23 protein-coding genes and 1 riboswitch are annotated in these 22,729 nt (G+C 71.8%); of the genes, 12 read left to right on the forward strand and 11 right to left on the reverse strand.

Annotated features, from left to right (window positions below):
- Positions 1 to 110: 110 nt before the first annotated feature.
- The 4 genes from AC07DF_RS22065 to AC07DF_RS22080 all read left to right on the forward strand — a co-directional run bounded on the left by AC07DF_RS22065 (position 111) and on the right by AC07DF_RS22080 (position 5,543).
- Positions 111 to 917 carry an ATP-binding cassette domain-containing protein gene (locus AC07DF_RS22065; RefSeq protein ID WP_478973792.1) on the forward strand — a complete coding sequence of 269 codons (807 nt, stop codon included), beginning with the start codon at positions 111 to 113 and terminating at the stop codon, positions 915 to 917.
- The gene (locus AC07DF_RS22070; protein WP_478973795.1) at positions 889 to 2,973 is read left to right on the forward strand and encodes a YhgE/Pip family protein; all 2,085 of its coding nucleotides are present in this window, start codon (positions 889 to 891) and stop codon (positions 2,971 to 2,973) included. The genes AC07DF_RS22065 and AC07DF_RS22070 overlap by 29 nt, the downstream gene beginning before the upstream one ends.
- A gap of 47 nt (positions 2,974 to 3,020) precedes the next feature.
- Positions 3,021 to 3,650, forward strand: coding sequence for a TetR/AcrR family transcriptional regulator (locus AC07DF_RS22075; protein ID WP_478973798.1), 630 nt, complete (start codon positions 3,021 to 3,023; stop codon positions 3,648 to 3,650).
- Between the two features lie 390 nt (positions 3,651 to 4,040).
- Positions 4,041 to 5,543, forward strand: coding sequence for a phytoene desaturase family protein (locus AC07DF_RS22080; protein ID WP_478973801.1), 1,503 nt, complete (start codon positions 4,041 to 4,043; stop codon positions 5,541 to 5,543).
- Between the two features lie 28 nt (positions 5,544 to 5,571).
- On the opposite strand, the gene AC07DF_RS22085 is transcribed toward AC07DF_RS22080, so the two are convergent.
- From AC07DF_RS22085 to AC07DF_RS22110, 6 genes are all read right to left on the reverse strand, one after another.
- On the reverse strand, positions 5,572 to 6,516 hold the full coding sequence (locus tag AC07DF_RS22085; RefSeq protein WP_478973804.1) for an SCO2102 family sporulation regulator: 945 nt from the start codon (positions 6,514 to 6,516) through the stop codon (positions 5,572 to 5,574).
- A 55-nt stretch (positions 6,517 to 6,571) separates the two neighbouring features.
- A complete protein-coding gene (gene metF / locus AC07DF_RS22090; protein ID WP_478973807.1) occupies positions 6,572 to 7,495 on the reverse strand; it encodes a methylenetetrahydrofolate reductase [NAD(P)H] in 924 nt (307 codons plus the stop codon).
- A gap of 119 nt (positions 7,496 to 7,614) precedes the next feature.
- Entirely contained in the window at positions 7,615 to 8,271 is a 657-nt protein-coding gene (gene thiE / locus AC07DF_RS22095; RefSeq protein WP_478973810.1) for a thiamine phosphate synthase, read from the reverse strand.
- Between the two features lie 392 nt (positions 8,272 to 8,663).
- On the reverse strand, positions 8,664 to 9,029 hold the full coding sequence (locus tag AC07DF_RS22100) for an Rv2175c family DNA-binding protein (RefSeq protein ID WP_031131943.1): 366 nt from the start codon (positions 9,027 to 9,029) through the stop codon (positions 8,664 to 8,666).
- A 91-nt stretch (positions 9,030 to 9,120) separates the two neighbouring features.
- Positions 9,121 to 10,362, reverse strand: coding sequence for an NAD(P)/FAD-dependent oxidoreductase (locus tag AC07DF_RS22105; protein WP_478973814.1), 1,242 nt, complete (start codon positions 10,360 to 10,362; stop codon positions 9,121 to 9,123).
- Positions 10,363 to 10,394: 32 nt separating this feature from the next.
- Positions 10,395 to 10,745 carry an avidin-fold protein gene (locus tag AC07DF_RS22110; RefSeq protein ID WP_478973817.1) on the reverse strand — a complete coding sequence of 117 codons (351 nt, stop codon included), beginning with the start codon at positions 10,743 to 10,745 and terminating at the stop codon, positions 10,395 to 10,397.
- A 52-nt stretch (positions 10,746 to 10,797) separates the two neighbouring features.
- Positions 10,798 to 10,909, forward strand: a riboswitch (TPP riboswitch).
- Between AC07DF_RS22110 and thiO the strand changes: the two genes are divergently transcribed.
- The 5 genes from thiO (at position 10,907) to AC07DF_RS22135 (ending at position 16,196) form a co-directional block, all read left to right on the forward strand.
- Positions 10,907 to 12,076 (forward strand): glycine oxidase ThiO, encoded by a 1,170-nt coding sequence (gene thiO, locus AC07DF_RS22115; RefSeq protein WP_478973820.1) that lies wholly within the window; start codon positions 10,907 to 10,909, stop codon positions 12,074 to 12,076. It overlaps the preceding riboswitch by 3 nt.
- Complete coding sequence (gene thiS, locus AC07DF_RS22120) at positions 12,073 to 12,273, forward strand: sulfur carrier protein ThiS (RefSeq protein WP_478973823.1); 201 nt, start codon at positions 12,073 to 12,075, stop codon at positions 12,271 to 12,273. The genes thiO and thiS overlap by 4 nt, the downstream gene beginning before the upstream one ends.
- A 2-nt stretch (positions 12,274 to 12,275) precedes the next feature.
- Positions 12,276 to 13,073 carry a thiazole synthase gene (locus AC07DF_RS22125; protein WP_478973826.1) on the forward strand — a complete coding sequence of 266 codons (798 nt, stop codon included), beginning with the start codon at positions 12,276 to 12,278 and terminating at the stop codon, positions 13,071 to 13,073.
- Positions 13,074 to 13,323: 250 nt separating this feature from the next.
- Complete coding sequence (pknB, locus tag AC07DF_RS22130) at positions 13,324 to 15,258, forward strand: Stk1 family PASTA domain-containing Ser/Thr kinase (RefSeq protein WP_478973828.1); 1,935 nt, start codon at positions 13,324 to 13,326, stop codon at positions 15,256 to 15,258.
- Positions 15,259 to 15,317: 59 nt separating this feature from the next.
- Positions 15,318 to 16,196, forward strand: a complete 879-nt coding sequence (locus AC07DF_RS22135; protein WP_478973832.1) for a deoxyribonuclease IV — start codon at positions 15,318 to 15,320, stop codon at positions 16,194 to 16,196.
- Between the two features lie 35 nt (positions 16,197 to 16,231).
- On the opposite strand, the gene AC07DF_RS22140 is transcribed toward AC07DF_RS22135, so the two are convergent.
- Positions 16,232 to 16,882, reverse strand: a complete 651-nt coding sequence (locus tag AC07DF_RS22140; RefSeq protein WP_478973835.1) for a sulfite oxidase-like oxidoreductase — start codon at positions 16,880 to 16,882, stop codon at positions 16,232 to 16,234.
- Positions 16,883 to 17,057: 175 nt separating this feature from the next.
- Here AC07DF_RS22140 and bfr point away from each other — a divergent pair, with 175 nt between their 5' ends.
- A complete protein-coding gene (bfr, locus tag AC07DF_RS22145) occupies positions 17,058 to 17,534 on the forward strand; it encodes a bacterioferritin (protein WP_031107638.1) in 477 nt (158 codons plus the stop codon).
- Positions 17,535 to 17,541: 7 nt separating this feature from the next.
- Here the strand turns inward: bfr and AC07DF_RS22150 are convergent, their stop codons facing one another.
- Complete coding sequence (locus AC07DF_RS22150) at positions 17,542 to 17,784, reverse strand: (2Fe-2S)-binding protein (RefSeq protein WP_399020723.1); 243 nt, start codon at positions 17,782 to 17,784, stop codon at positions 17,542 to 17,544.
- 148 nt (positions 17,785 to 17,932) lie between these two features.
- Positions 17,933 to 19,285: a class II 3-deoxy-7-phosphoheptulonate synthase gene (locus AC07DF_RS22155; protein ID WP_478973840.1), complete on the reverse strand. Its 1,353-nt coding sequence runs from the start codon at positions 19,283 to 19,285 to the stop codon at positions 17,933 to 17,935.
- A 96-nt stretch (positions 19,286 to 19,381) separates the two neighbouring features.
- Here AC07DF_RS22155 and AC07DF_RS22160 point away from each other — a divergent pair, with 96 nt between their 5' ends.
- Together AC07DF_RS22160 and AC07DF_RS22165 are read left to right on the forward strand one after the other, a co-directional pair.
- On the forward strand, positions 19,382 to 19,438 hold the full coding sequence (locus tag AC07DF_RS22160; RefSeq protein WP_082319877.1) for a trp operon leader peptide: 57 nt from the start codon (positions 19,382 to 19,384) through the stop codon (positions 19,436 to 19,438).
- A gap of 104 nt (positions 19,439 to 19,542) precedes the next feature.
- The gene (locus AC07DF_RS22165) at positions 19,543 to 21,423 is read left to right on the forward strand and encodes an anthranilate synthase family protein (RefSeq protein WP_478973843.1); all 1,881 of its coding nucleotides are present in this window, start codon (positions 19,543 to 19,545) and stop codon (positions 21,421 to 21,423) included.
- Positions 21,424 to 21,431: 8 nt separating this feature from the next.
- Here the strand turns inward: AC07DF_RS22165 and AC07DF_RS22170 are convergent, their stop codons facing one another.
- Complete coding sequence (locus AC07DF_RS22170) at positions 21,432 to 22,289, reverse strand: hypothetical protein (RefSeq protein ID WP_478973846.1); 858 nt, start codon at positions 22,287 to 22,289, stop codon at positions 21,432 to 21,434.
- A gap of 10 nt (positions 22,290 to 22,299) precedes the next feature.
- Positions 22,300 to 22,692 (reverse strand): hypothetical protein, encoded by a 393-nt coding sequence (locus AC07DF_RS22175; protein ID WP_478973849.1) that lies wholly within the window; start codon positions 22,690 to 22,692, stop codon positions 22,300 to 22,302.
- Positions 22,693 to 22,729: the final 37 nt, after the last annotated feature.

Below are 22,729 nucleotides of genomic sequence, written 5' to 3' on the forward strand. Positions count from 1 at the left end.
CCGTATGTGACCCATCGTGAGGTATGGCACTGACAATCCGTTCTGACCTGCGGTTTTGCTTCGCTCGTAGGTTCGGAGTAGTTTTTGCACTGACCAGTCAGTTCAAATTCATGCGCACCATCGTCGCGCACAGTCAGGGGAGCCCCGTGGGGGAACAACCGGGAGGGGTGCGGGTCGCCGCCGAGGACCTTGGGAGCAAGGGGCCGCGCGGGTGGGCGTTCCGCGGGATGTCCGTCGACGCCGAGCCGGGATCACTCATCGCGGTCGAGGGCCCGTCCGGGTCCGGCCGCACGTGCCTGCTGCTCGCGCTGACGGGCCGGATGAAGATCACGGAGGGCACGGCAGCCGTCGGCGAGGCCAGACTGCCCAAGCAGATGTCGGCGGCGCGCCGGGTCAGCGCCCTGGCCCATGTGCCCGGGGTCACCGATCTCGAGCCGGCCCTGACCGTCGGCGAGCACCTGCGCGAACGCGCCCTGCTCCACCGGCGGTTCGGCGACTCCCTGCGCGGGCTGCTGCGGCCACGCGGCGAGCGGGCGGCCGAGGCAGGACAGCGGGTGGACACCGCACTCGCCGCGGCCGGACTCGACCTGGAGGCGCTGCCCAAGGGTCCCCGTACCGCCGTACGCGATCTGGAGCGCCTGGAGGCGCTGCGGCTGTCGGTCGCCCTCGCCCTCGTGGCCCGGCCGCGGCTGCTCGGGGTCGACGACACCGACCTCAAGCTCTCGGACGGCGAGCGCGACGAGGTCTGGGCACTGCTCAGGTCCCTCGCCGACGCCGGGACGACGGTCGTGGCGGTGTGCAGCGAGGCACCCGAGGGCGCCGTCAAGGTGTCCACCCGTCAGGAAACCCCGCAGAGCACCCATCAGAGCGAGGACAAGGAGAAGGCCGATGCGCTCGCCGAGACTGGCCGCGCTTGAGCTCCGCCGCTTCGGCCGGGGGAAGCTGCCGCGCGCCGCACTGGTCGCGCTGCTGGTGCTGCCGTTGCTGTACGGCGCGCTGTACCTGTGGTCGTTCTGGGACCCGTACGGCCGGCTGGACCGTATCCCCGTGGCGCTCGTGAATGACGACAAGGGGGCTACCGCCGACGGGAAGAAGGTGACGGCGGGCGACGACATCACGGAGCGGCTGCGCGACAGCAAGACCTTCGACTGGCAGGAGGTGAGCGCGGCCGAGGCCCGCAGGGGCGTCGAGGACGGCACCTACTACCTGTCGCTCACCATGCCCGGCGACTTCAGCGAGCGGATCGCCTCCAGCTCCGGGAAGTCCCCGGAGACCGGCGCCCTCCAGGTGCGCACCAACGACGCGAACAACTACATCGTCGGGCAGATCTCCCGGACGGTGTTCAGCGAGGTGCGCCAGGCCGCGTCCACGAAGACGTCACGGTCCTTCCTGGACAAGATCTTCGTGTCGTTCTCCGACATCCACGGCGAGACCGTGAAGGCCGCGAAGGGCGCCGACAAGCTCAAGGGCGGCATCGGGAAGGCCGAGAAGGGCTCCAAGGACCTCGCCGACGGCCTGAAGGACGCCAAGGACGGCAGCGGGAAGCTGTCCAAGGGCCTGAAGAAGCTGGACAAGGGCGCGGGCGACGTGGCGGACGGCACGAAGCGGGTCGCGGAAGGCACGCAGAGGCTCGCCGACAAGGTCAACACGAACGCCCGCAAGGTGGCCCCCTTCCTGAAGGGCAACGAGAAGACCATCGGCGACACGGCCCAGCTCGTCGCCGACTCCTCCGGAGTGATCCGCAAGCACCTGGACACCCTGGCGGAACGGGCCCCGGCCGCCGCCAAGAACGCCCGTACGGCGTCGGACACGCTGAACGGCGTCTACGCCAGGCGCTGCGACGACCCCGTGCTGCCCGACGCCGCCTGCGCGGACCTGAAGAAGGCCAAGGACGCGGCCGCCGACGTGGCGACGATCGCCGACGACCTCGACACGCTGATCGCGGACCAGAACGGCGACCTGACCACGCTCGACAAGAACCTCGCCACCCTCCAGAAGCAGTCCCAGGCCCTCGCCGACCGCGCGCCGCACCTCTCCGAGGACCTCGACGACGCCGTCAAGAAGATCAACAAGCTGAACGACGGGGCGGCCGAGGTCGCCGCGGGCGCGAAGAAGCTGCACAAGGGGATCGGCACGGCCAAGACCGGTGCCACCGACCTTGACCAGGGCGTCGGCGATCTGAAGACCGGCGCGGACGACCTCAACGGCGGCATCTACAAGCTCGTCGGCGGCTCCGGGAAGCTGGCCGGCGGACTGCACGACGGGGCCGAGCAGATCCCCGACTACGACAAGCAGGACCGCGACCGGCGCACCGAGGTCATGGCCGACCCCGTGCGGCTCGCCTCCCAGGACCTGCACAAGGCGCCCAACTACGGCACCGGCTTCGCCCCGTACTTCATCCCGCTGTCGCTGTGGGTGGGCGCGATGGTGGCGTACATGCTGATCGCGCCGATGAACCGGCGTGCGCTCGCCGCGGGCGCCTCGGCGTGGCGGATCGCGCTGGCCGGCTGGCTGCCGGTGGTGGCGATCGGGGTGCTCCAGACGGTGGCCCTGATGTCGGTGCTGCACTGGGCGGTCGGCCTGGAGATGGCGCGGGCGGCCGGGACGGTGGGCTTCCTGTTCCTGGTGACGGCGTGCTTCGCGGCGATCGTGCAGTGGCTGAACGCGCGCTTCGGGGCGGCGGGCCGGATCCTCGTCCTCGCCCTGCTGATGCTCCAGCTCACGTCGGCGGGCGGCACGTACCCCGTGCAGACCAGTCCCGGCTTCTTCAACGCGCTCCACCCCTTCCTGCCGATGAGCTACGTCGTGGAGGCCCTCAGGAGGCTGATCACGGGCGGCGGTCTGGAACCGGTGTGGCACGCGTGCGTGGTGCTGACGGCGTTCACCGCGGGCGCCCTCGCGCTGACCGCCGTGGCGGCCCGCCGCCGCCAGGTGTGGACCCTGGACCGGCTGCACCCGGAGCTGAGCCTGTGAGCCCTTCCGTCACGTCTCCCGGAAAGGTTCCTGTGACAATCAGGGCCATGGAAAGCAGCAGTGCAACGTCGGGCGGCAGCACGCGCCGCGAGGCCACCCGGCAGAAGCTCTACGAGGCGGCCGTCACGCTCATCGCCGAGCAGGGCTTCTCCGCCACGACCGTGGACGAGATCGCCGAGCGTGCCGGGGTCGCGAAGGGCACGGTCTACTACAACTTCGCGAGCAAGTCCGTCCTCTTCGAGGAGCTGCTGCGGCACGGAGTGGGGCTCCTCACCGCCTCCCTCCGGGAAGCGTCCGAGCGGACCGCCCGTGAGGGCGGCACCAAGGTCGACGCGCTGGACGCGATGATCCGCGCTGGGCTGGTCTTCATCGACCGCTACCCGGCCTTCACCCAGCTCTACGTGGCCGAGCTGTGGCGCACCAACCGGACCTGGCAGTCCACGCTGATGGTGGTCAGGCAGCAGGCCGTCGCGGTCGTGGAGGACGCACTGCGCGAGGGCGTCGAGGGCGGCGAGTTCAGCGACGAGATCGACGTCCCGCTGACGGCGTCCGCGCTGGTCGGCATGGTCCTGGTGGCCGCGCTCGACTGGAAGTCCTTCCAGGCGGAGCGCTCCCTGGACGACGTCCACGCGGCACTGTCCCGGCTGCTCCAGGGGAGGGTGAGCGGCTGCCGCTGAGAACGCGGCAGGCGCGGACGTGAAAGCGCCGGTCCGCCGTGGCCGCGTCCCCCGCGGGCCACCTCGAACCGGCGCCTTCCTTGCTCCCCCTCTTTCCTGCTCCCCCGTGCGTCCCCCGCAGGACCCCCGTTCGGTCGTCCCCCGGTTCTCCCCCGTGTCTCGCTCCCGCCGACATGGCCGGCGGAAGGAGCGGATCGCGGGCCGGCCCCGTTCCGGCGCCCCGTGTCGCCGGTGCCGGAGCCGTGCCCCTTTCCGTGGCTCCACTCTCTCGTTCCCGCCGGCCGTCCCCCATCCGCGCGCGTACTCAACTCCCCGGCTAGGTACTGGTACTCAGCCCTGCGCACGCGGCACCAGAACGCTCTGTCAGTGGGGGTCGGTAGAGTCCTTCGCATGGCACGGATTGCGGTGATCGGCGCCGGGATGGGCGCGCTGACGGCTGCCGCCCGGCTGGCCGTAGCGGGCCACCGGGTGGTGGTGTACGAGCGGACGGACACGTACGGCGGAGCCCTGCGCCGCTTCGAGCGTGACGGGTTCTCCTTCGACACCGGCCCCGGCCTGCTCCCGCTGCCGGCCGTCTATCGCGATCTGTTCGTCAAGACCGGCAAGGAGCCGCTGGAGCGTTGCGTCGAGCTGGTCCAGGTCGACCCCTCGTCCCGGCACGTGTTCGCGGACGGCACCGAGGTGTCGCTGCCGAACGCCTCGCGCGCGGGCGTCGTCACCGCCCTGGACGATGGCCTCGGCCCGGGCACCGGGAACCGGTGGGGTGACTTCCTGGTCCGAGCCCGGGAGGCCTGGGACCGGACCCGACGCCCGCTCCTGGAGGAGCCGCTGTGGCCGAACTGGCAGGTGCTGGCCGAGCGCGAGCCCTACCCGGCGGTGCCCCACAAGCGGCTGCTCCGCACCCGCCGGGCCGGGACGCTCGCCGAGATCGGCGCCTGGGAGCTGCGCGACCCCCGGCTCACCGCCCTGCTGGAGAGCCACGCCCTCGCCCAGGGCCTGGACCCCCGGGCCACCCCGGCGAGCGCGGCCGTACTGCCGTACATGGAGCACGCCTTCGGCGTCTGGTACGTGCGCGGGGGTCTGCGCGAGCTGGCGCGGGCGGTGTACGAGCGGTGCGTGGCCAGAAAGGTCGAGTTCCGCTTCGGCGCCGACGTGACCGGGGTGCTGGAGAAGGACGGGCATGCCTCGGGGGTCGAACTGGCCGACGGGACGGTCGCGGAGGCGGACTTCGTGGTTGCCGGCGTCACGCCCGGCACACTGGACCGGCTGACGACGGGGACCGTGGTGCGGGGCGACGGCGAGGTGCCGCCACAGCCGGCGTCGGCCAGCCGGCTCACGGTGCTGCTGGGCCTGCGCGGCGCCCGCCCCGAGGGCACGGCACACCGCACGGTGGTGCACACGGCGGACCGGGAGGCCGAGCTGGACGCGCTGTTCGGCACGGCGGGGGCGGACGCGCAGCCCACGGTCACGGTGCTGCGGCCCGACGACCCGGCACTAGTCCCGGACCGGGAGCACGAGGCGGTCACCCTCACGACGGTGGTGCCCGCCCGGCCCGAGGGGCGCCAGGCGTCCTACGACGACCTCGCCGACACCATGATCAGCGTGGCCGAACGTGCCGTACCCGACCTGCGCGACCGTCTCCTGTGGCACGAGGTGCGCACCCCGGCCGACATCGCCGAGGCGACCGGCGCGGAGGGCGGGGCCGTGCCGGTGCAGGCACTGGCGGCGGCCGGCGGGCGGCTGCTGCATCCGTCCAACAGCACGCGCGTGCCCGGCCTGTTCACCGTCGGCGGCTGGGCGCACCCCGGCGGCGGACTGCCGCATGCGGGCATGTCGGGCGCGCTGGTGGCCGGACTGATCGTGGAGGGGCCGGGGTTCCGGGGCTCCCAGTGAGCCCACCGCCCCCGGCGGGGTTCAGGCTTCAGAAACGGTACTGCTCGTCGAATCCGTTGCCCTGCGGCTGCTGCTGCCCGTTGCCCTGGTAGGGGTACGGCTGCTCCGGCGGCAGCTCCTGCCCGTACTCGTCGGTGCGCTGCTGCGGGACCCACACACCGCCGGGCGGGGACTCGCCGCCGTAGGTGCCGGCGTACTGGTCCTGGCCGTAGCCCTGCTGCTGGCCGTAGTACTGCTGGTCGCCGTAGCCGGTGTCGTACGAGGTCCCGCCGTAGGTGGAATTGCCGACGTACGGGTCGGAGTAGGCGGCGTACTGCTGCTGGCCCGTGGCGTCGTAGCCCTGCTGCTGGCCGTAGCCCGAGTAGTCGTAGGCGTAGGACTGGTCGGTGCCCTGGGCCGTGGCGGCGTACTGGTCGTGGGGCGGCGGGGCCTGCTGGTAGCCGGTGTCGCCGTAGACGCCGTAGGAGCCTGTGTCGTCCGGGATGGGCTGCGGCTCGTACACGGCGGTCGTCTCGGCGGCCGTCGGCTGGACGGGGCGCGCGGGGGTGAAGACGTCGTCACGGTCGTAGTCGTCGCCCTGGTCGTACGAGGCGGCGTCGTGGCGGTATTCGCCGCGCTCGTCGCCGTAGCCGCCGCCCGCCGCCTCCAGGCCGGAGACCTCGAGGGTCGGATCCTGGCGGCCCCGCTCACCGCGGCCGCGCTTGCCGCCGCCCAGCATCGGGGCGTTCATCGCCCAGCCGGCCGCGAAGCCGCTGCGGAACGACAGGGTGACGTAGGTCTGCCCGACCGCGAAGGCGGCCGCGCCCAGTCCGATCACGACGACCGACGGGATCAGGACACCGACGACGACGCCTAGGAAGCCGGCGAAGGCCAGCAGCCGCCAGCGCAGCCGCGCCTTGTACTGCAACAGCACCTCGCCCAGCAGCCACAGCGCGACGATGCCGAACGCGATGTAGAGGACCGCCCAGCCCATGTACGCCCCTCTCCAGTGGCCGCTACGCAGTGTGTCGTATACCGGTGCGAACGGTCTAGGCCTGCGATGGGTGGTGCAGGCCCAGGTTCTCGTAGATTTCCAGGGTCGCCGTGGAGTTGTTGAGCGTGATGAAGTGCAAGCCGGGCACTCCCTCGGCGAGCAGCCGCGCACAGAACTCCGTGGCGAATTCGATCCCAATGGAGCGTACAGCGGCCGGATCGTCTTTTGCTGTGAGGATCCGCTCTTTCAGGGCGGCCGGGAACACGGCGTTGGTGAGGGACGGGATGCGCGCCAGCGACTTCACGCTGGCGATCGGCATGATCTCGGGGATGATCGGGGTGTCGCAGCCGGCGGCCGAAACTCGATCCCGCAGCCGCAGGTAGTCCTCCGGCTGGAAGAACATCTGTGTGATCGCGTAGTCCGCGCCCGCGCGGCACTTGTCGACGAAGTGGCGGACGTCGGCGTCCCAGTCGCTGGAACGCGGGTGCATCGCGGGGAAGGCGGCGACGCCCACGCAGAAGTCGCCGGACGCCTTGATCAGCTCGACGAGCTCGGCGGCGTAGGCGAGGCCGCGGGGGTGCGGCACCCAGTCGCCCATCGGGTCGCCGGGCGGGTCGCCGCGCAGGGCGAGCATGTTGCGGATCCCGGCGTCGGCGTACTGGCCGATGATGTTGCGCAGGTCGGCGACCGAGTGGTCGACGGCCGTGAGGTGCGCGATCGGGGTGAGGGTGGTGTCGGAGGCGATCGCCTCGGTCGCCTTGACCGTGCCCGCGCGGGTGGAACCGCCCGCGCCGTAGGTCACGGAGACGAAGTCGGGCGCCACCGCCTCGACCCGGCGCAGGGCGTTCCACAGGTTCCGCTCGCCCTTCGGGGTCTTGGGCGCGTAGAACTCGAACGAGTACGTCGTCTTGCCTGTCGCGAGCATGTCTCGGACGGTGCGTGCGTGGTCCGACCTGATGGATGCGGTGCCGAGGGCCATACCGGCAGGTTAGCCAGGGGCGGACGGTCACCCAACCGGGCATCGATTTTTGCCCGATTTGCGCACTTGCTGTCCACCCCTTGGACATCCGGCCCCTGGACTTCCGGCCAACCGGCGTACTACTTCTCCCGCAGCCTCTTCGCGAACTCGGTGGCCGCCGCGCCCGGGTCGTCGGCCTCGGTGATCGCCCGTACGACGACGACGCGCCGGGCGCCCGCCTCCAGGATCTGATCGAGGTTGCCGAGGTCGATGCCGCCGATGGCGAACCAGGGGCGCTCGGTGCCGAGGGCGGCGGTGTACCGGACGAGGTCCAGGCCCGGGGCGTGGCGGCCGGGCTTGGTGGGGGTGGGCCAGCACGGGCCGGTGCAGAAGTAGTCCACGCCGTCCTGGGCGGCGGCCGCCGCGGCCTCGGACTCGGCGTGCGTGGAGCGGCCGATCAGGACGTCGTCGCCGAGGATCGCGCGGGCCGCGGGGACCGGGAGGTCGCCCTGGCCGAGGTGCAGCACATCGGAGCCGGCGGCGTGGGCGACGTCAGCGCGGTCGTTCACCGCGAGCAGCTTCCCGTGCCGGGCACAGGCGTCGGCGAAGAGTGCCAGCTGCTCCAGTTCCTCGCCCGCCTCCATGCCCTTGTCCCGCAACTGCACGATGTCGACCCCGCCGGCCAGCACGGCATCGAGGAACTCCACGAGATCGCCCTGCCGCTTGCGGGCGTCGGTGCAGAGGTAGACCCGGGCGTCGGCGAGCTGGGCCCGTGCGGTGGTGGCGGTGTCGGGCATGCGTGTCCCCCTGGGTGTCGGTGGCGGGCGGGTGCGGACACCCGTGCCGGTGGCGGAGCGTACGGGGTGCGACCAGGGCGCCGAAGCGCCCCGTGCCGGTGCCGGCGGGGTGGCGAGGTCACTCTGACCTCGGCAGGCTCCGGGCAGGTCCCGAGTCTCTCACCCGGTCCGGGCGGCAGCCGAGCCCGGACCGGGGAGCGGAGACCGCCCCGGTCCGGGCAGCCCAAGGCCCCGGCAGGGGTCCCTCAGGGCCCGGCCCGGCGGCCCACGCCCGGAGCGGGCGCGAGCCACCCCGGGGCCGTGGCCCCCCTGGACCGCGGCCCGTGCTCCGGGCAGTCATTCAGGTCCGGCACCGCTCGCACGGCACCGGACGGTGTCTCGTCGAGGTCGGGTCAGACCGCGAGCGCCTGGGCGCGGCGCTTCACCTCCGTGCCGCGATTCTCACTCAGTGCCTGCGCCGGGGTGCCGGGCAGGCTCGGGTCGGGGGTGAAGAGCCACTCCAGCATCTCCTCGTCCGTGAAGCCGTCGTCCCTCAGGAGCGTCAGGGTCCCGGACAGGCCCTTGACGACCTTGTCCCCGTCGATGAAGGCGGCGGGGACGTGCAGCGCGCGGTTCTCACCTCGGCGTACGGCGATGAGCTGGCCGTCCTTGACCAGCTGCCGCACACGCGTCACCTCGACACCGAACTGTTCGGCGATGTCGGGGAGGGTGAGCCAGGCGGGGACGAGAGCATCGATCTTTGCGTCAATCTCGGTCACGGAAACCAGCCTGCCATCCGCCACTGACAGTCGGAAGTCAGCCCGGCCCACCTGGGCGGACGACGGGCTCCCCCGACCGCTTCCCCGACGGCTACGCCGTCGCCGCCTTCAGCGGCCTGGCCGGGTCCTCCAGCAGCACCGGATTCATGGCGGCGCCCGACTCGATCAGGCGACGCCCCTGCGCCAGGTCCCGGGGCCGGCCCACCGCCAGCAGGGCGACCAGCCGGTCCCCGCGGAGCCAGCAGACCGTCCAGGCCGGCCCCGCCGGGTCGCCCCGCCACAGGGTCGTGTCGGCGCCGGCGTGGTGCCCGGCGTACTGCACGAACCGCCCGAACTGCTCGGACCAGAAGTACGGCACCGGGTCGTACACCGCCGGGGTCTCCCCCGAGGCCCGGCCGACGATGTTCAGGGCCACCGTGCGCGGCCCCTGGAGGGCGTTGTCCCAGTGGTGCACCAGCAGGCGCTCGCCGTACCGCCCCGAGGGGAAGGAGGCGCAGTCGCCGACCGCGTACACGTCCCGCACCGACGTCCGCAGGTGCTGGTCGCACACGATCTCGCGCTGGGCACCGAGCTCCACTCCGGAGCCGGCCAGCCACGCCGTGGCGGGGCGGGCGCCGATGCCGACCACGACCGCGCCCGCCGGCAGCCGCGTGCCGTCGTCGAGGAGCACCGCCCCGGGCTCGACGCGCTCCACGCGCGCGTGCGTGCGCAGCACCGCACCCGCGTCGGCGTACCAGCCGGCCATCGGGGCCGCGACCTCGGCGGGCAGCGCCCCGGCGAGCGGCCGTTCGGCGGCCTCCACGACGGTCACCGCGCAGCCCGCCTCGCGCGCGGCGGTGGCGAACTCCGCGCCGATCCAGCCCGCGCCTACGACCACGATGTCGTGCTTGCGGGCCAGCACGGGCCGCAGCCTCTCGGCGTCGTCCAGGGTGCGCAGCAGATGCACGCCAGGCACGCCCTCCGAGCCGGGCAGCCGGACCGGTTCGGCGCCGGTCGCGACGACGAGGGCGTCGTACGGCACCGGCCCGTCCTCGGTGTCCAGCTCGTGATCACCGGGGCGCAGGCCCAGCACCTCGCAGCCGAGTCGCAGTTCGATGCCGAGGGCCTCGAAGTCGAGGTCGAAGGCGGAGCCCTCGGCCTTGCCGAGCAGGACGGCCTTGGACAACGGGGGCCGGTCGTACGGCTGGTGGGGCTCGGCGCCGAGGAGGATCACGGTGCCGGTGAAGCCCTGCTCCCGCAGGGCTACCGCGGTCTGCACACCGGCCATGCCCGCACCCGCCACGACCACGCGCCTCGGGGCGGACGGACCTGCTTCCTGCGTCTGCTCGCTCACCTGATCACCATAGACACCTGACGTTTTGTCAGTCAGCGCTCATGCGCAGTGACCTGCTCCACAACGCTCGTACCGCTGCCCCGCTGCGACTCCCACTCCCAGGTCTCCTCCAGCCGCACCCGCCCGTCGGACAGCTCCACGACCGTCGACACACAGTGCCCCGAGGAGGTGGTTCCGTCCTGCTTGAGCTGTACGTACCGGAAGTCCAGCCGGTCACCCTCCCGGGTACCCACGAGGTGGCCGCGCACGACGTCGCCGCCCGAGTACTCGGCCCAGATCTCGCCGTCCTTCTCGTGGTACGTGAACCGGGTGCGGGTCCCCACCTGGCACGGCGCCTGGTCGGCGACCGGGGCGAGGAGGAGACCGTCGAGGGATCGGGCCATGGACGGAGGCTCCCTTACTGCGACATACGGCATCGGGCTAGGGTGGCCAACGTAGAGCACTCGCGGGAGCCCGGACGCACCGGGCTGAGAGGGAGGCTGGCGGCCTCCGACCGTAAGAACCTGATCCGGGTCATGCCGGCGAAGGGAGGGGCTGGACGCCCATGTCGCGTACGCGAACGTCAGACGTCCTCGTCATCGGGGGCGGCATCATCGGCCTGGTCACCGCGTGGCGGGCCGCACAACGCGGGCTCGCCACGGCCGTGGTGGACCCCGAGCCGGGCGGCGGGGCCGCACAGGTGGCGGCCGGCATGCTGGCCGCCGTCACAGAACTGCACTACGGCGAACAGACCCTGCTCGGTCTGAATCTCGCCTCCGCCCGGCGCTACCCGGACTTCGCCGCCGAGCTCACCGACCTCACGGGCCACGACCTCGGCTACCGCCGCTGCGGCACGCTCGCCGTCGCCCTGGACGCCGACGACCGGGCCCATCTGCGCGAACTGCACGCCCTGCAGCAGCAGTCCGGTCTCGAGTCGCAGTGGCTGTCGGGGCGGGAGTGCCGTCGCCTGGAGCCGATGCTCGCGCCGGGCGTGCGCGGCGGGCTGCGGGTCGACGGCGACCACCAGATCGACCCGCGGCGGCTGTCCGGGGCGCTGGTGACGGCGTGCGAGCGGGCGGGTGTGGACTTCCACCGGGCGTGGGCGGAGCGCCTCACCGTCGTACGGGACCGGGCAGCGGGCGTCGTCACGGCCGACGGGACCGCCCTGGACGCCGGACAGGTGGTGCTGGCCGGAGGCAGCCTCAGCGGACGGCTCGCGGGCGTCCCCGAGGACGTGCTGCCTCCCGTGCGACCGGTGAAGGGGCAGGTCGTACGGCTGACTATGCCGGGGCGGCACGGGCCCTTCCTGAGCCGGACCGTGCGCGCGGTCGTGCGCGGCAGTCATGTCTACCTGGTGCCGCGCGAGAGCGGCGAGCTGGTCATCGGGGCGACCAGCGAGGAGCTCGGCTGGGACACCACCGTGACCGCGGGCGGGGTGTACGAGCTGCTGCGGGACGCGCACGAGCTGGTCCCGGGCATCACCGAGCTGCCGTTCACGGAGACCCGGGCCGGACTGCGGCCCGGCTCCCCCGACAACGCGCCGCTGCTCGGCCCGACCGGGCTCGAGGGGCTGCTGCTGGCCACCGGGCACTACCGCAACGGTGTCCTGCTCACCCCGGTGACCGGCGACGCCCTGGCACACGCCCTGACGGCGGGCGAACTCCCCGAGGAGGCCCGCCCCTTCACCCCGAAGCGCTTCAGTACCGCCACCGCACTCACGGAGCAGCCCGTATGAACATCTCCGTCAACGGGGAGTCCCGCGACGTCCGGCCCGGCACGGCTCTCGACACCGTCGTGAGGTCGCTCACCGCCGCACCCTCCGGAGTGGCCGCCGCCCTCAACGAAACCGTCGTCCCGCGCGCGCAGTGGCCGGCCACGTCCCTCTCCGAGGGGGACCGCGTGGAAGTCCTCACCGCCGTCCAAGGAGGCTGACCATGGCCGACGATCCGTTTGTCCTCGGTGGTACGTCCTTCACGTCCCGCCTGATCATGGGTACGGGCGGGGCGCCCAGCCTCGATGTGCTGGAGCGTTCGCTGGTCGCGTCCGGGACGGAGCTGACGACGGTCGCGATGCGCCGGGTGAACCCCTCGGTGCACGGCTCCGTGCTCTCCGTCCTGGACCGGCTCGGCATCCGGGTGCTGCCCAACACGGCGGGCTGCTTCACCGCCGGAGAGGCCGTCCTCACGGCCCGACTGGCGCGCGAAGCCCTGGGCACCGACCTGGTGAAGCTGGAGGTCATCGCCGACGAGCGCACACTGCTGCCCGATCCGATCGAGACGCTGGAGGCGGCCGAGACGCTGGTCGACGACGGGTTCACGGTGCTGCCGTACACCAATGACGACCCGGTGCTGGCGCGGAAGCTGGAGGACGTGGGCTGTGCGGCGATCATGCCGCTGGGGTCGCCGATCGGGTCCGGGCTCGGTATCCGCAACCCGCACAACTTCCAGTTGATCGTCGAGCGGGCGGGCGTGCCGGTGATTCTGGACGCGGGGGCCGGGACTGCGTCGGACGCGGCGCTGGCGATGGAGCTGGGGTGTGCGGGTGTGATGCTCGCCTCGGCGGTGACGCGGGCGCAGGAGCCGGTGCTGATGGCTTCCGCCATGAGGAACGGGGTGGAAGCGGGGCGGTTGGCGTATCGGGCCGGGCGTATTCCTCGGCGGCACTTCGCGGAGGCGTCTTCGCCGGGTGAGGGGATGGCTGTGCTTGATCCGGAGCGGCCTGCTTTTCAGTGAGCCGGGCGTGTGTGCTGGGGCGGGTGGGTGCGCAGCCCGGCGTAGCGGGGTGCCTCCCCCACTCTCGGCTTCGCTCGAGCGGGGGGACCCCCACCGCCCACCCGTGCCGCCCCCAGCGGCACGCATGCCCGCAGCTGGGCGGTGCGTATGCCCGCAGCGCGGGCGGGCACACGTCACAGGTCGGCTGCAGTCGCGCCCCGAAAACAGCCGGGGCGGCGGGGTGTCGGTCGTGGCTCGTACACTCGCCTCCGTGGACACGACCCTTCAGGACCCCTTGGTCGGGCAGGTGCTCGACGGCCGGTATCGCATCGACGCGCGGATCGCCGTCGGCGGGATGGCGACGGTCTACCGGGCTGTGGACACCCGGCTGGACCGCGTTCTCGCGCTCAAGGTGATGCACCCCTCGCTCGCGGTCGACGGCTCGTTCGTCGAGCGGTTCATCCGCGAGGCGAAGTCCGTCGCCCGACTGGCCCATCCGAACGTGGTGCAGGTCTTCGACCAGGGCACCGACGGCTCCTACGTCTACCTCGCCATGGAGTACGTCGCGGGCTGCACCCTGCGGGACGTGCTGCGCGAGCGCGGGGCCCTGCAGCCGCGCGCCGCCCTGGACATCCTGGAGCCGGTGCTGGCCGCGCTGGGCGCCGCCCACCGCGCCGGATTCGTGCACCGGGACATGAAGCCCGAGAACGTCCTGATAGGGGACGACGGCCGGGTGAAGGTCGCCGACTTCGGACTCGTCCGTGCCGTGGACACGGTGACGAACACCACGGGGACCGTGCTCGGCACGGTCGCGTATCTCGCGCCCGAGCAGATAGAGAACGGCACCGCGGATCCCCGCGTCGACGTGTACGCGTGCGGGGTGATGCTGTACGAGATGCTGACCGGCGACAAGCCGCACGACGCGGACTCCCCGGCCGTGATCCTGTACAAGCACCTGCACGAGGACGTCCCGCCGCCGTCGGCCGCCGTGCCCGGTCTGGCCTACGAGCTGGACGAGATGGTCGCCTCGGCGACCGCCCGCACCCCGGACATCCGCCCGCACGACGCGGTGGCGCTGCTCGCGCAGGTCCGCGACGGGCGCGCCGGGCTGAGCGCGGAGCAGCTGGACATGATGCCGCCGCAGGCGCTCTCCGCGGAGCACGACGGAGCCGACGACCGTACGAGCGTGATCCCGCGCGCGCTGACCACACTGCGCCCGCTGCCGGTCAACGAGGACGACGAGACGTCCGAGGCGGCGCTCAACCGCACCAGCCGTTTCGAGTCCCCGCCGCCCCCGCCGTCCCGGCGCCGCCCGGGCTCCCGGCGCGGTCCGCTGGCGATCGTCGTCGCCGTGCTGCTGGTGCTGGGCCTCGGCGGCGGCATCTGGTACATCAACTCGGGCCAGTTCACCGAGGTCCCCCCGCTGCTGGCGAAGACCCAGACCGAGGCCGAGAGCCGGCTGGAGGACGCCGGGCTGGATCTCGGCAAGGTCGAGCACGCCTACAGCGACACCGTGGAGCGGGGCCAGATCATCAGCACCGACCCGAAGGCCGGGACGCGCATCCGTGGCAGCGACTCGGTGAGCATCACCGTGTCCGACGGCCCCGAGACCGTGCGGGTGCCCGCCCTGGAGGGCCAGAAGCTGGCCAAGGCGCGGGCCCAGCTGAAGGAGGACGGTCTTGAGCCGGGCATGGTCACCCGGGAGTTCAGCGAGGACGTGCCGAAGGGCTCGGTGATCTCCGCGCGGCCCGCCGACGGCACGAAGGTCCGCGCGGGCACGGCCGTCGCGCTGGTCGTCAGCAAGGGCAGCCCCATCGACATCCCGGATGTCACCGGCGCGGACGAAGCCGACGCCCGGGCGCAGCTGCAGGACGCCGGGCTCAAGGTGAAGGTCGCCACCGAGCGGGTCAACTCCTCCGAGTTCGACAAGGGCCAGGTCGTCAAGCAGACCCCGAACCCCGGCGGCCGGGCGGCCGAGGGCGACACGGTGACGCTGACGCTGTCCAAGGGCCCCGAGATGATCGAGGTCCCGGACGTGGTCGGCGACAGCGTCGACGACGCCACGCGGGCGCTGGAGGGCGCCGGGTTCCAGGTCGACGAGGACCGCGGTCTGCTCGGGCTGTTCGGCGACGAGGTCAAGGGGCAGTCCGTCGAGGGCGGCCAGACCGCGCCCAAGGGTTCGACGATCACCATCAAGATCAGGTGACGAGCGCGGGCAGGGAGCCCGTGGACGGGGCAGGGCCGGCCGCATGACACCCTGAACGGGTGAACAATCAGCTGTCCGGCCCCTCCCGCAATCCGGTGGGCGGCCATGTCCCCGTGGCCGGTGGGCTGCACTCCGTCGGTCTGTCGTACGCCCATGATCTGAAGGCGGAGACCGTCCAGGTCTTCGTCGCCAACCCGCGCGGCTGGGCCACACCGGCCGGGAACCCCAAGCAGGACGAGGCGTTCCGCGCGGCGTGCGAGGCCGAGTCGATCCCGGCGTACGTCCACGCCCCCTACCTGATCAACTTCGGCTCGCACACCGAGGCGACGGTGGAGCGGTCGGTGGAGTCGCTGCGGCACTCGCTGCGCCGCGGGCGGGAGATCGGGGCGCTGGGCGTGGTCGTGCACACCGGCAGCGCGACGGGCGGCCGGGAGCGGTCCGTGGCGCTGAAGCAGGTGCGCGAGCACCTGCTGCCACTGCTGGACGAGCTGACCCATGACGACGACCCGTTTCTGCTGCTGGAATCCACCGCCGGCCAGGGCGCCTCGCTGTGCTCGCGGACCTGGGACTTCGGCCCGTACTTCGAGGCGCTGGACGCCCACCCGATGCTCGGCGTGTGCCTGGACACCTGCCACATCTTCGCCGCCGGGCACGACCTGACCGGGCCGAGCGGCATGCACCAGACGCTGGACCTGCTGGTGGACACGGTCGGCGAGGGCCGGCTGAAGCTGATCCACGCCAACGACTCCAAGGACGTCGTGGGCGCGCACAAGGACCGGCACGAGAACATCGGCGTGGGCCACATCGGCGAGGACCCGTTCCGGGCCCTGATGACGCACCCCGCGACCGAGGGCGTGCCGCTGATCATCGAGACGCCGGGCGGCAAGGAGGGGCACGCGGCGGACGTGGAGCGGCTGAAGAAGCTGCGCGACTGCTGACGGCTTCAGAGCTTCAGATCAGAGGGAGCTTCAGATCAGAGGTCGGGGCCGTCCCCGGGCTCCTCCTGGTACGAGTAGCGCTGCTCCTGCCACGGGTCGCCGACGTTGTGGTAGCCGCGCTCCTCCCAGAATCCGCGCCGGTCGGCGGTCATGTACTCCACGCCGCGCACCCACTTGGGGCCCTTCCAGGCGTACAGGTGGGGCACGATCAGGCGCAGCGGGAAGCCGTGCTCCGCGGTGAGGAGTTCGCCGTCCTTGTGGGTGGCGAACAGGGCCTGCTCGGAGGCGAAGTCGGACAGCCGGAGGTTGGAGCTGAATCCGTACTCGGCCCACACCATCACATGGGTGACGTCGTCCGCGGGCGGAGCGATGTCGAGGATGGTGCGCGCGGGGACCCCGCCCCACTCGGCGCCCAGCATGCTGAACTTCGTGACGCAGTGCAGATCGGCCACGACGGTGGTGTACGGCAGGGCCGTGAACTCCTCGTGGGTCCAGCATTGCTTGCCGCCGCCGGCGGTGGCGCCGAAGACCCTGAACTCCCAGCGCTCGGGCCGGAACTTGGGGACGGGCCCGTAGTGCGTGACCGGCCAGCCGCGCTGCAATCGCTGTCCCGGCGGAAGCCCGGGCTGCGTCGCTCCTGCTGAATCGCGCCCTTCTCCCGATTCGCGTCCCACCGGCTGACCCATGTGTCCATCCTGACAGACCTCGGGTGATGCCCCTGACCCGGGCCATTCCAAAACGGGGCATTCCGAACTAAGCATGCCCTTACTTACTAAGTGAAGACTTACTGGACGATCTTCTTCCGCGGTGGAATCATGCGGCGCAACCTGCCAGTTCTTACGCGTGGAAGGAGCCTCTGCGATGCAGGGCGACCCCGAGGTCCTCGAATTCCTGAACGAGCAGTTGACCGGCGAGCTGACGGCGATCAACCAGTACTGGCTGCACTACCGGATCCAGGACAACAAAGGCTGGACCAAGCTCGCCAAGTACACGCGTGAAGAGTCCATCGATGAGATGAAGCACGCGGACAAGATCACCGAGCGCATCCTCATGCTGGACGGTCTGCCCAACTACCAGCGGCTCTTCCATGTCCGGGTCGGCCAGACGGTCACCGAGATGTTCCAGGCCGACCGGCAGGTCGAGGTCGAGGCGATCGATCGTCTCAAGCGTGGCATCGAGGTGATGCGCACCAAGGGCGACATCACGTCCGCGAACCTCTTCGAGTCGATCCTCGAGGACGAGGAGCACCACATCGACTATCTGGACACGCAGCTCGAGCTCATCGAGAAGCTCGGCGAGGCGCTGTACATCGCGCAGCAGATCGAGCAGCCCAGCTAGGGCCTGCCTAGGCGGCGTCTTCCAGATCCGACAGGTCCGAGAGCACCGGTTCACCCCGGTCGGCCATGTCCCGGCGAGGACACGCGCCCCTGCCGAGGATCGCCTGGATTCGGCGTACGCACGACCCGCAGTCCGTACCCGCCTTGCAGGCGGAGGCTATCTGGCGGGGGGTGCAGGCGCCGCTGTCCGCGTGCTGCTTGACCTGCTGCTCGGTGATCCCGAAGCAACTGCAGATGTACACGCGGCTCACCTCCCGGCGGGTTCGTTTCTTGGCGCCGTCCCCGTTAATCGGTGAGGCTAACCTAACCTTACCCGTCGGGCCGGAGCCACAAAAGTGGAGAGGGGCGCGGATCCTGTGATCCGCGCCCCAGTCCATGCCCGGGTAACAGGCGAGCCCGTTACTGGTCCCTGTACATCTCGGCCACGAGGAACGCCAGGTCGAGCGACTGGCTGCGGTTGAGCCGCGGGTCGCAGGCCGTCTCGTAGCGCTGGTGCAGATCGTCGACGAAGATCTCGTCGCCGCCGCCCACGCACTCGGTGACGTCGTCGCCGGTGAGCTCCACGTGGATGCCGCCCGGGTGGGTGCCGAGCGCCTTGTGGACCTCGAAGAAGCCCTTGACCTCGTCGAGCACGTCGTCGAAGCGGCGGGTCTTGTGCCCGGAGGCCGCCTCGAAGGTGTTGCCGTGCATCGGGTCGGTCACCCAGGCCACGGTGGCGCCCGAGGCGGTGACCTTCTCGACCAGCTCGGGGAGCTTGTCGCGGACCTTGTCGGCGCCCATCCGGACGATGAAGGTCAGCCGGCCCGGCTCACGCTCGGGGTCGAGGCGCTCGATGTACTGCAGCGCGTCCTCGGCGGTGGTCGTCGGGCCCAGCTTGATGCCGATCGGGTTGCGGATCTTCGAGGCGAACTCGATGTGCGCGTGGTCCAGCTGCCGGGTGCGCTCACCGATCCACACCATGTGCCCGGAGACGTCGTACAGCTGCCCGGTGCGCGAGTCGACCCGGGTCAGGGCGGACTCGTAGTCGAGCAGCAGCGCCTCGTGCGAGGCGTAGAACTCGACCGTCTTGAACTCCTCCGGGTCTGCCCCGCAGGCGTGCATGAAGTTCAGCGCCTGATCGATCTCGCGGGCGAGCTGCTCGTAGCGCTGCCCCGACGGGGACGACTTCACGAAGTCCTGGTTCCAGGCGTGCACCTGGCGCAGGTCGGCGTAGCCGCCGGTGGTGAAGGCGCGCACCAGGTTCAGCGTGGAGGCGGACGCGTGGTACATCCGCTTCAGGCGCTCGGGGTCCGGGATCCGGGCCGCTTCGGTGAAGTCGAAGCCGTTGACGGAGTCGCCGCGGTAGGTCGGCAGCGTCACGCCGTCGCGGGTCTCGGTCGGCTTGGAGCGCGGCTTGGAGTACTGGCCGGCGATCCGGCCGACCTTGACCACGGGCACGGACGCGGCGTACGTGAGCACGGCGCCCATCTGGAGCAGTGTCTTCAGCTTGTTGCGGATGTGGTCCGCGGACACCGCGTCGAAGGCCTCGGCGCAGTCGCCGCCCTGGAGGAGGAACGCCTCTCCCTTGGCGACGGCCGCCATCCGGGCACGCAGCTGGTCGCACTCGCCCGCGAAGACGAGCGGCGGATACGACTCGAGGTCCGCAACGACTGCGCGCAGAGCCTCGGTGTCGGGGTACTCGGGCTGCTGCGCCGCGGGCAGGTCTCGCCAGGTGTTGCCAGCACTGGTGCTGGTCTTAGCGTTCACGGTCACGACCTCAACATTACGGGGTCGTGTCGGACGTCCTGACCCATGCCCAGCAATTGAGACACCGGGTACACCCCTCGGACATGGGATAGGGTGCGTCGCATGTTCGCGCACTCGATCCAGACCTGGTGGTGGACCGCTCATCCGGCGGCCCACTGACTGCGCGTACGACAGACTTCGCGAAGGCCGCCCGAGGGGCGGCCTTCGGTGTTTCCGGGGTCCGTTCCTCACCGGCATCGATCGACATCGACGGAAGAGGAACCATGGACCTGGCACAGCTCCTTCACGATCCGCGCCCGTTCGCCCTGCTGCGCCGCCGCACCCCGGGCCAGGACCATGATCAGGTCGAGGTCCTGATCGGACCGGTCGCCACGTACGACCGTCTCGCCGACCTCCCCGGCGAGGGCCTCGCGCTCGTCCCCTTCCGGCAGATCCGCGAGCGCGGCTTCGACGTCCGCGACGACGGCACACCCCTGGCGGTGCTGACGCCCGAGGAGTCGTACGAGATCCCGCTGGCCGACGTCCTGGAACAGCTCCCGGGTCATGACGTGCGGGTCGAGGGCGGTGGCTTCGACGTCGGCGACGACGAGTACGCGGAGATCGTCGGGCGGGTGCTGCGGGAGGAGATCGGGCGGGGCGAGGGCGCGAACTTCGTGATCCGGCGGACGTACGAGGGTGGGATCCCCGGGTTCGGCCGGGCCGACGCGCTGGCGCTGTTCCGGCGGCTGCTGGAGGGCGAGCGGGGCGCGTACTGGACGTTCGTCGTGCACACCGGGGACCGGACGCTGGTCGGGGCGAGCCCGGAGGTGCACGTCCGGATGTCCGGCGGCACCGTCGTCATGAACCCGATCAGCGGTACCTACCGCTACCCCGCCGAGGGGCCGACCCCGGAGCATCTGCTCGGCTTCCTCGCCGACGGCAAGGAGATCGAGGAGCTGTCGATGGTCGTCGACGAGGAGCTCAAGATGATGTGCACCGTCGGCGACATGGGCGGCGTCGTGATCGGGCCGCGGCTGAAGGAGATGGCGCACCTCGCGCACACCGAGTACGAGCTGCGCGGGAAGTCCTCGCTGGATGTGCGGGAGGTGCTGAAGGAGACCATGTTCGCGGCGACCGTCACCGGCTCGCCGGTGCAGAACGCCTGCCGGGTGATCGAGCGGCACGAGGCCGGGGGGCGTGGCTACTATGCCGGGGCGCTGGCCCTGCTCGGGCGGGATTCCGGCGGGGCGCAGACCCTGGACTCCCCCATCCTCATCCGTACGGCCGACATCGACGCGGACGGTGAGCTGCGGGTGCCGGTGGGCGCCACGCTCGTGCGCGGCTCGGACCCCGAGAGCGAGGTCGCGGAGACCCATGCGAAGGCGGCGGGGGTGCTGGCGGCCCTGGGCGTACGGCCGGGCAGGCCGCGCGCGGAGTCCGTGCGGCCGAGGCTCGCCGAGGATCCACGCGTGCGTGCCGCGCTCGACGGGCGCCGGGCGTCGCTGGCGCCGTTCTGGCTGCGGATGCAGGAGCGCTCCGAGGAGCTCACCGGGCACGCCCTGGTCGTCGACGGCGAGGACACCTTCACGGCGATGCTCGCGCATGTGCTGCGCTCGAGCGGTCTGGAGGTGACCGTCCGGCGCTACGACGAGGCAGGGCTGCGGGAGGCGGTGCTCGCGCACGAGGGGCCGGTGGTGCTGGGGCCCGGCCCGGGCGATCCGTCCGACCTGGCCGACCCGAAGATGCGGTTCCTGCGCGCCCTGACGGCCGAGGTGATCCGGGCCGAGAAGCACGGCGTGCTCGGCGTCTGCCTCGGGCACGAGCTGATCGCGGCCGAGCTGGGGCTGGAGATCGCACGGAAGGACGTGCCGCACCAGGGCGCGCAGACGGAGATCGAGCTGTTCGGGCGGCGGGAGACCGTCGGCTTCTACAACAGCTTCGTGGCGCGCTGCGACGAAGAGGCCCACCAAGAGCTGGCCGCGCACGGCGTCGAGGTCAGCCGGGCCGCCGACGGGGAGGTACACGCGCTGCGCGGGCAGGGCTTCGCCGGAGTGCAGTTCCACCCCGAGTCGGTGCTGACCCTGAACGGTGCCGCGATCGTGCGGGAGCTGGTGGGCCAGCTGCGGGGCACGGGCACCCTCCCGGCTGAGCGGCCGACCGTGTAGGGACCGGCTCACAGCCCCCTGCGCAGCCGTTCCGTCAGTGCCCTCCCCTGCTGCGGGGCCGGGCGTGGCTCGGCGAGGCGGGTGAGGAGACGGTCGAGGTGCAGATCCACGGCGGACTCGACGAGTTCGGCGTAGGCCTCGGCGGCGAGGGCGGCTCTGCGCCGGGCCACGAACGCCGCGGTCATGGCGATCAGCGCGGCCGGCCACCACCAGGCGGCGAGCGGGAGGTACAGCACCGCCCAGCCGCCCAGGGCGAACGCGCCGTCGAGACGGGCGCGTGCCGTGGTGAGGATGTCGCGGGTGGGCAGGGGCAGCAGCAGCCACAGGCGGGGCCAGACGGTGGCGAGGTCGACGCCGTACTCCTGTCCGAGCCGTACGACGGGGGCGCGCAGCCGGTCACCGAGCCAGGTGGGGCGCTCCGGCGGGATGAGGGACAGCGCGTTGCGCCGGGCGGCCTGTTCGGCCGCGCCGTCCTGGTGGTAGGCGTCGTCGGCCGCCTGCCAGGCGGCGGCGCGGCGGGCGGTCAGCCGGGCGGCCGGGGCGGTGAAGGGGCGCGGCCACTCACCGCACAGGGCGCGTTCGACCGGTACGGCGAGGGCCTGCGCGAGCATGCCGAGACCGGCCGAAACGGGGACGGCGGCGAGGACGATCAGGACAGCCCGGACGGCGAGCGCGTTCTGCCGCCCCGGCTCGCCCTCGGTCAGCGCGGCGAAGCCCTCCCACAGCCCGCGCCAGTCGTCCCAGCCGCCGTGACCGAGCCGTACGGCGGTGGCGGCGATGAGCAGGTAGGCCAGGCCCGGCAGGACCAGCAGCGCGAACCATCGTTCGGCCAGCTTCCGGCCGAGCTCGGCGAGGAATCCCGTCACCGGGCGGCCCTCAGCCGTCCGCCACGAAGGTCAGGACACGCTCGTGCACCAGGCACTCCGGCGGGCCCTGCCCGGCGCGGCGCAGCTCGACCCGGCGGCAGACGGCGGCCGGGCAGACGTACTGTCCCCGCACGGGCGGGCCGGGTGGGCCGACCGGGGTGGGGCCGCCGCGCGGAACGGCCTCGCCCGGTGCACCGGGACCGGCCGACACAGGACCGCCGTAGCGGCCGAGCAGGGGGGCGGTGAGCGTGACATCGAGCGAGGCCAGCACCTCGCCGACGTCGGCACCCTCCCGCAGCCGCCGCACCGCCTGTTCGAGGGCCGCACGCCGGGGCCCGCTCAGCAGGCGCAGCGTCGCCAACTCCCGGCAGAACTCGCCATGCAGATCGTCATCGGCTTCCACGCGACGATCGTAGAGGCGACAGGACCGGTGCCCGGGG

The sequence above is a fragment of the Streptomyces sp. NPDC044719 genome (assembly GCF_056433405.1).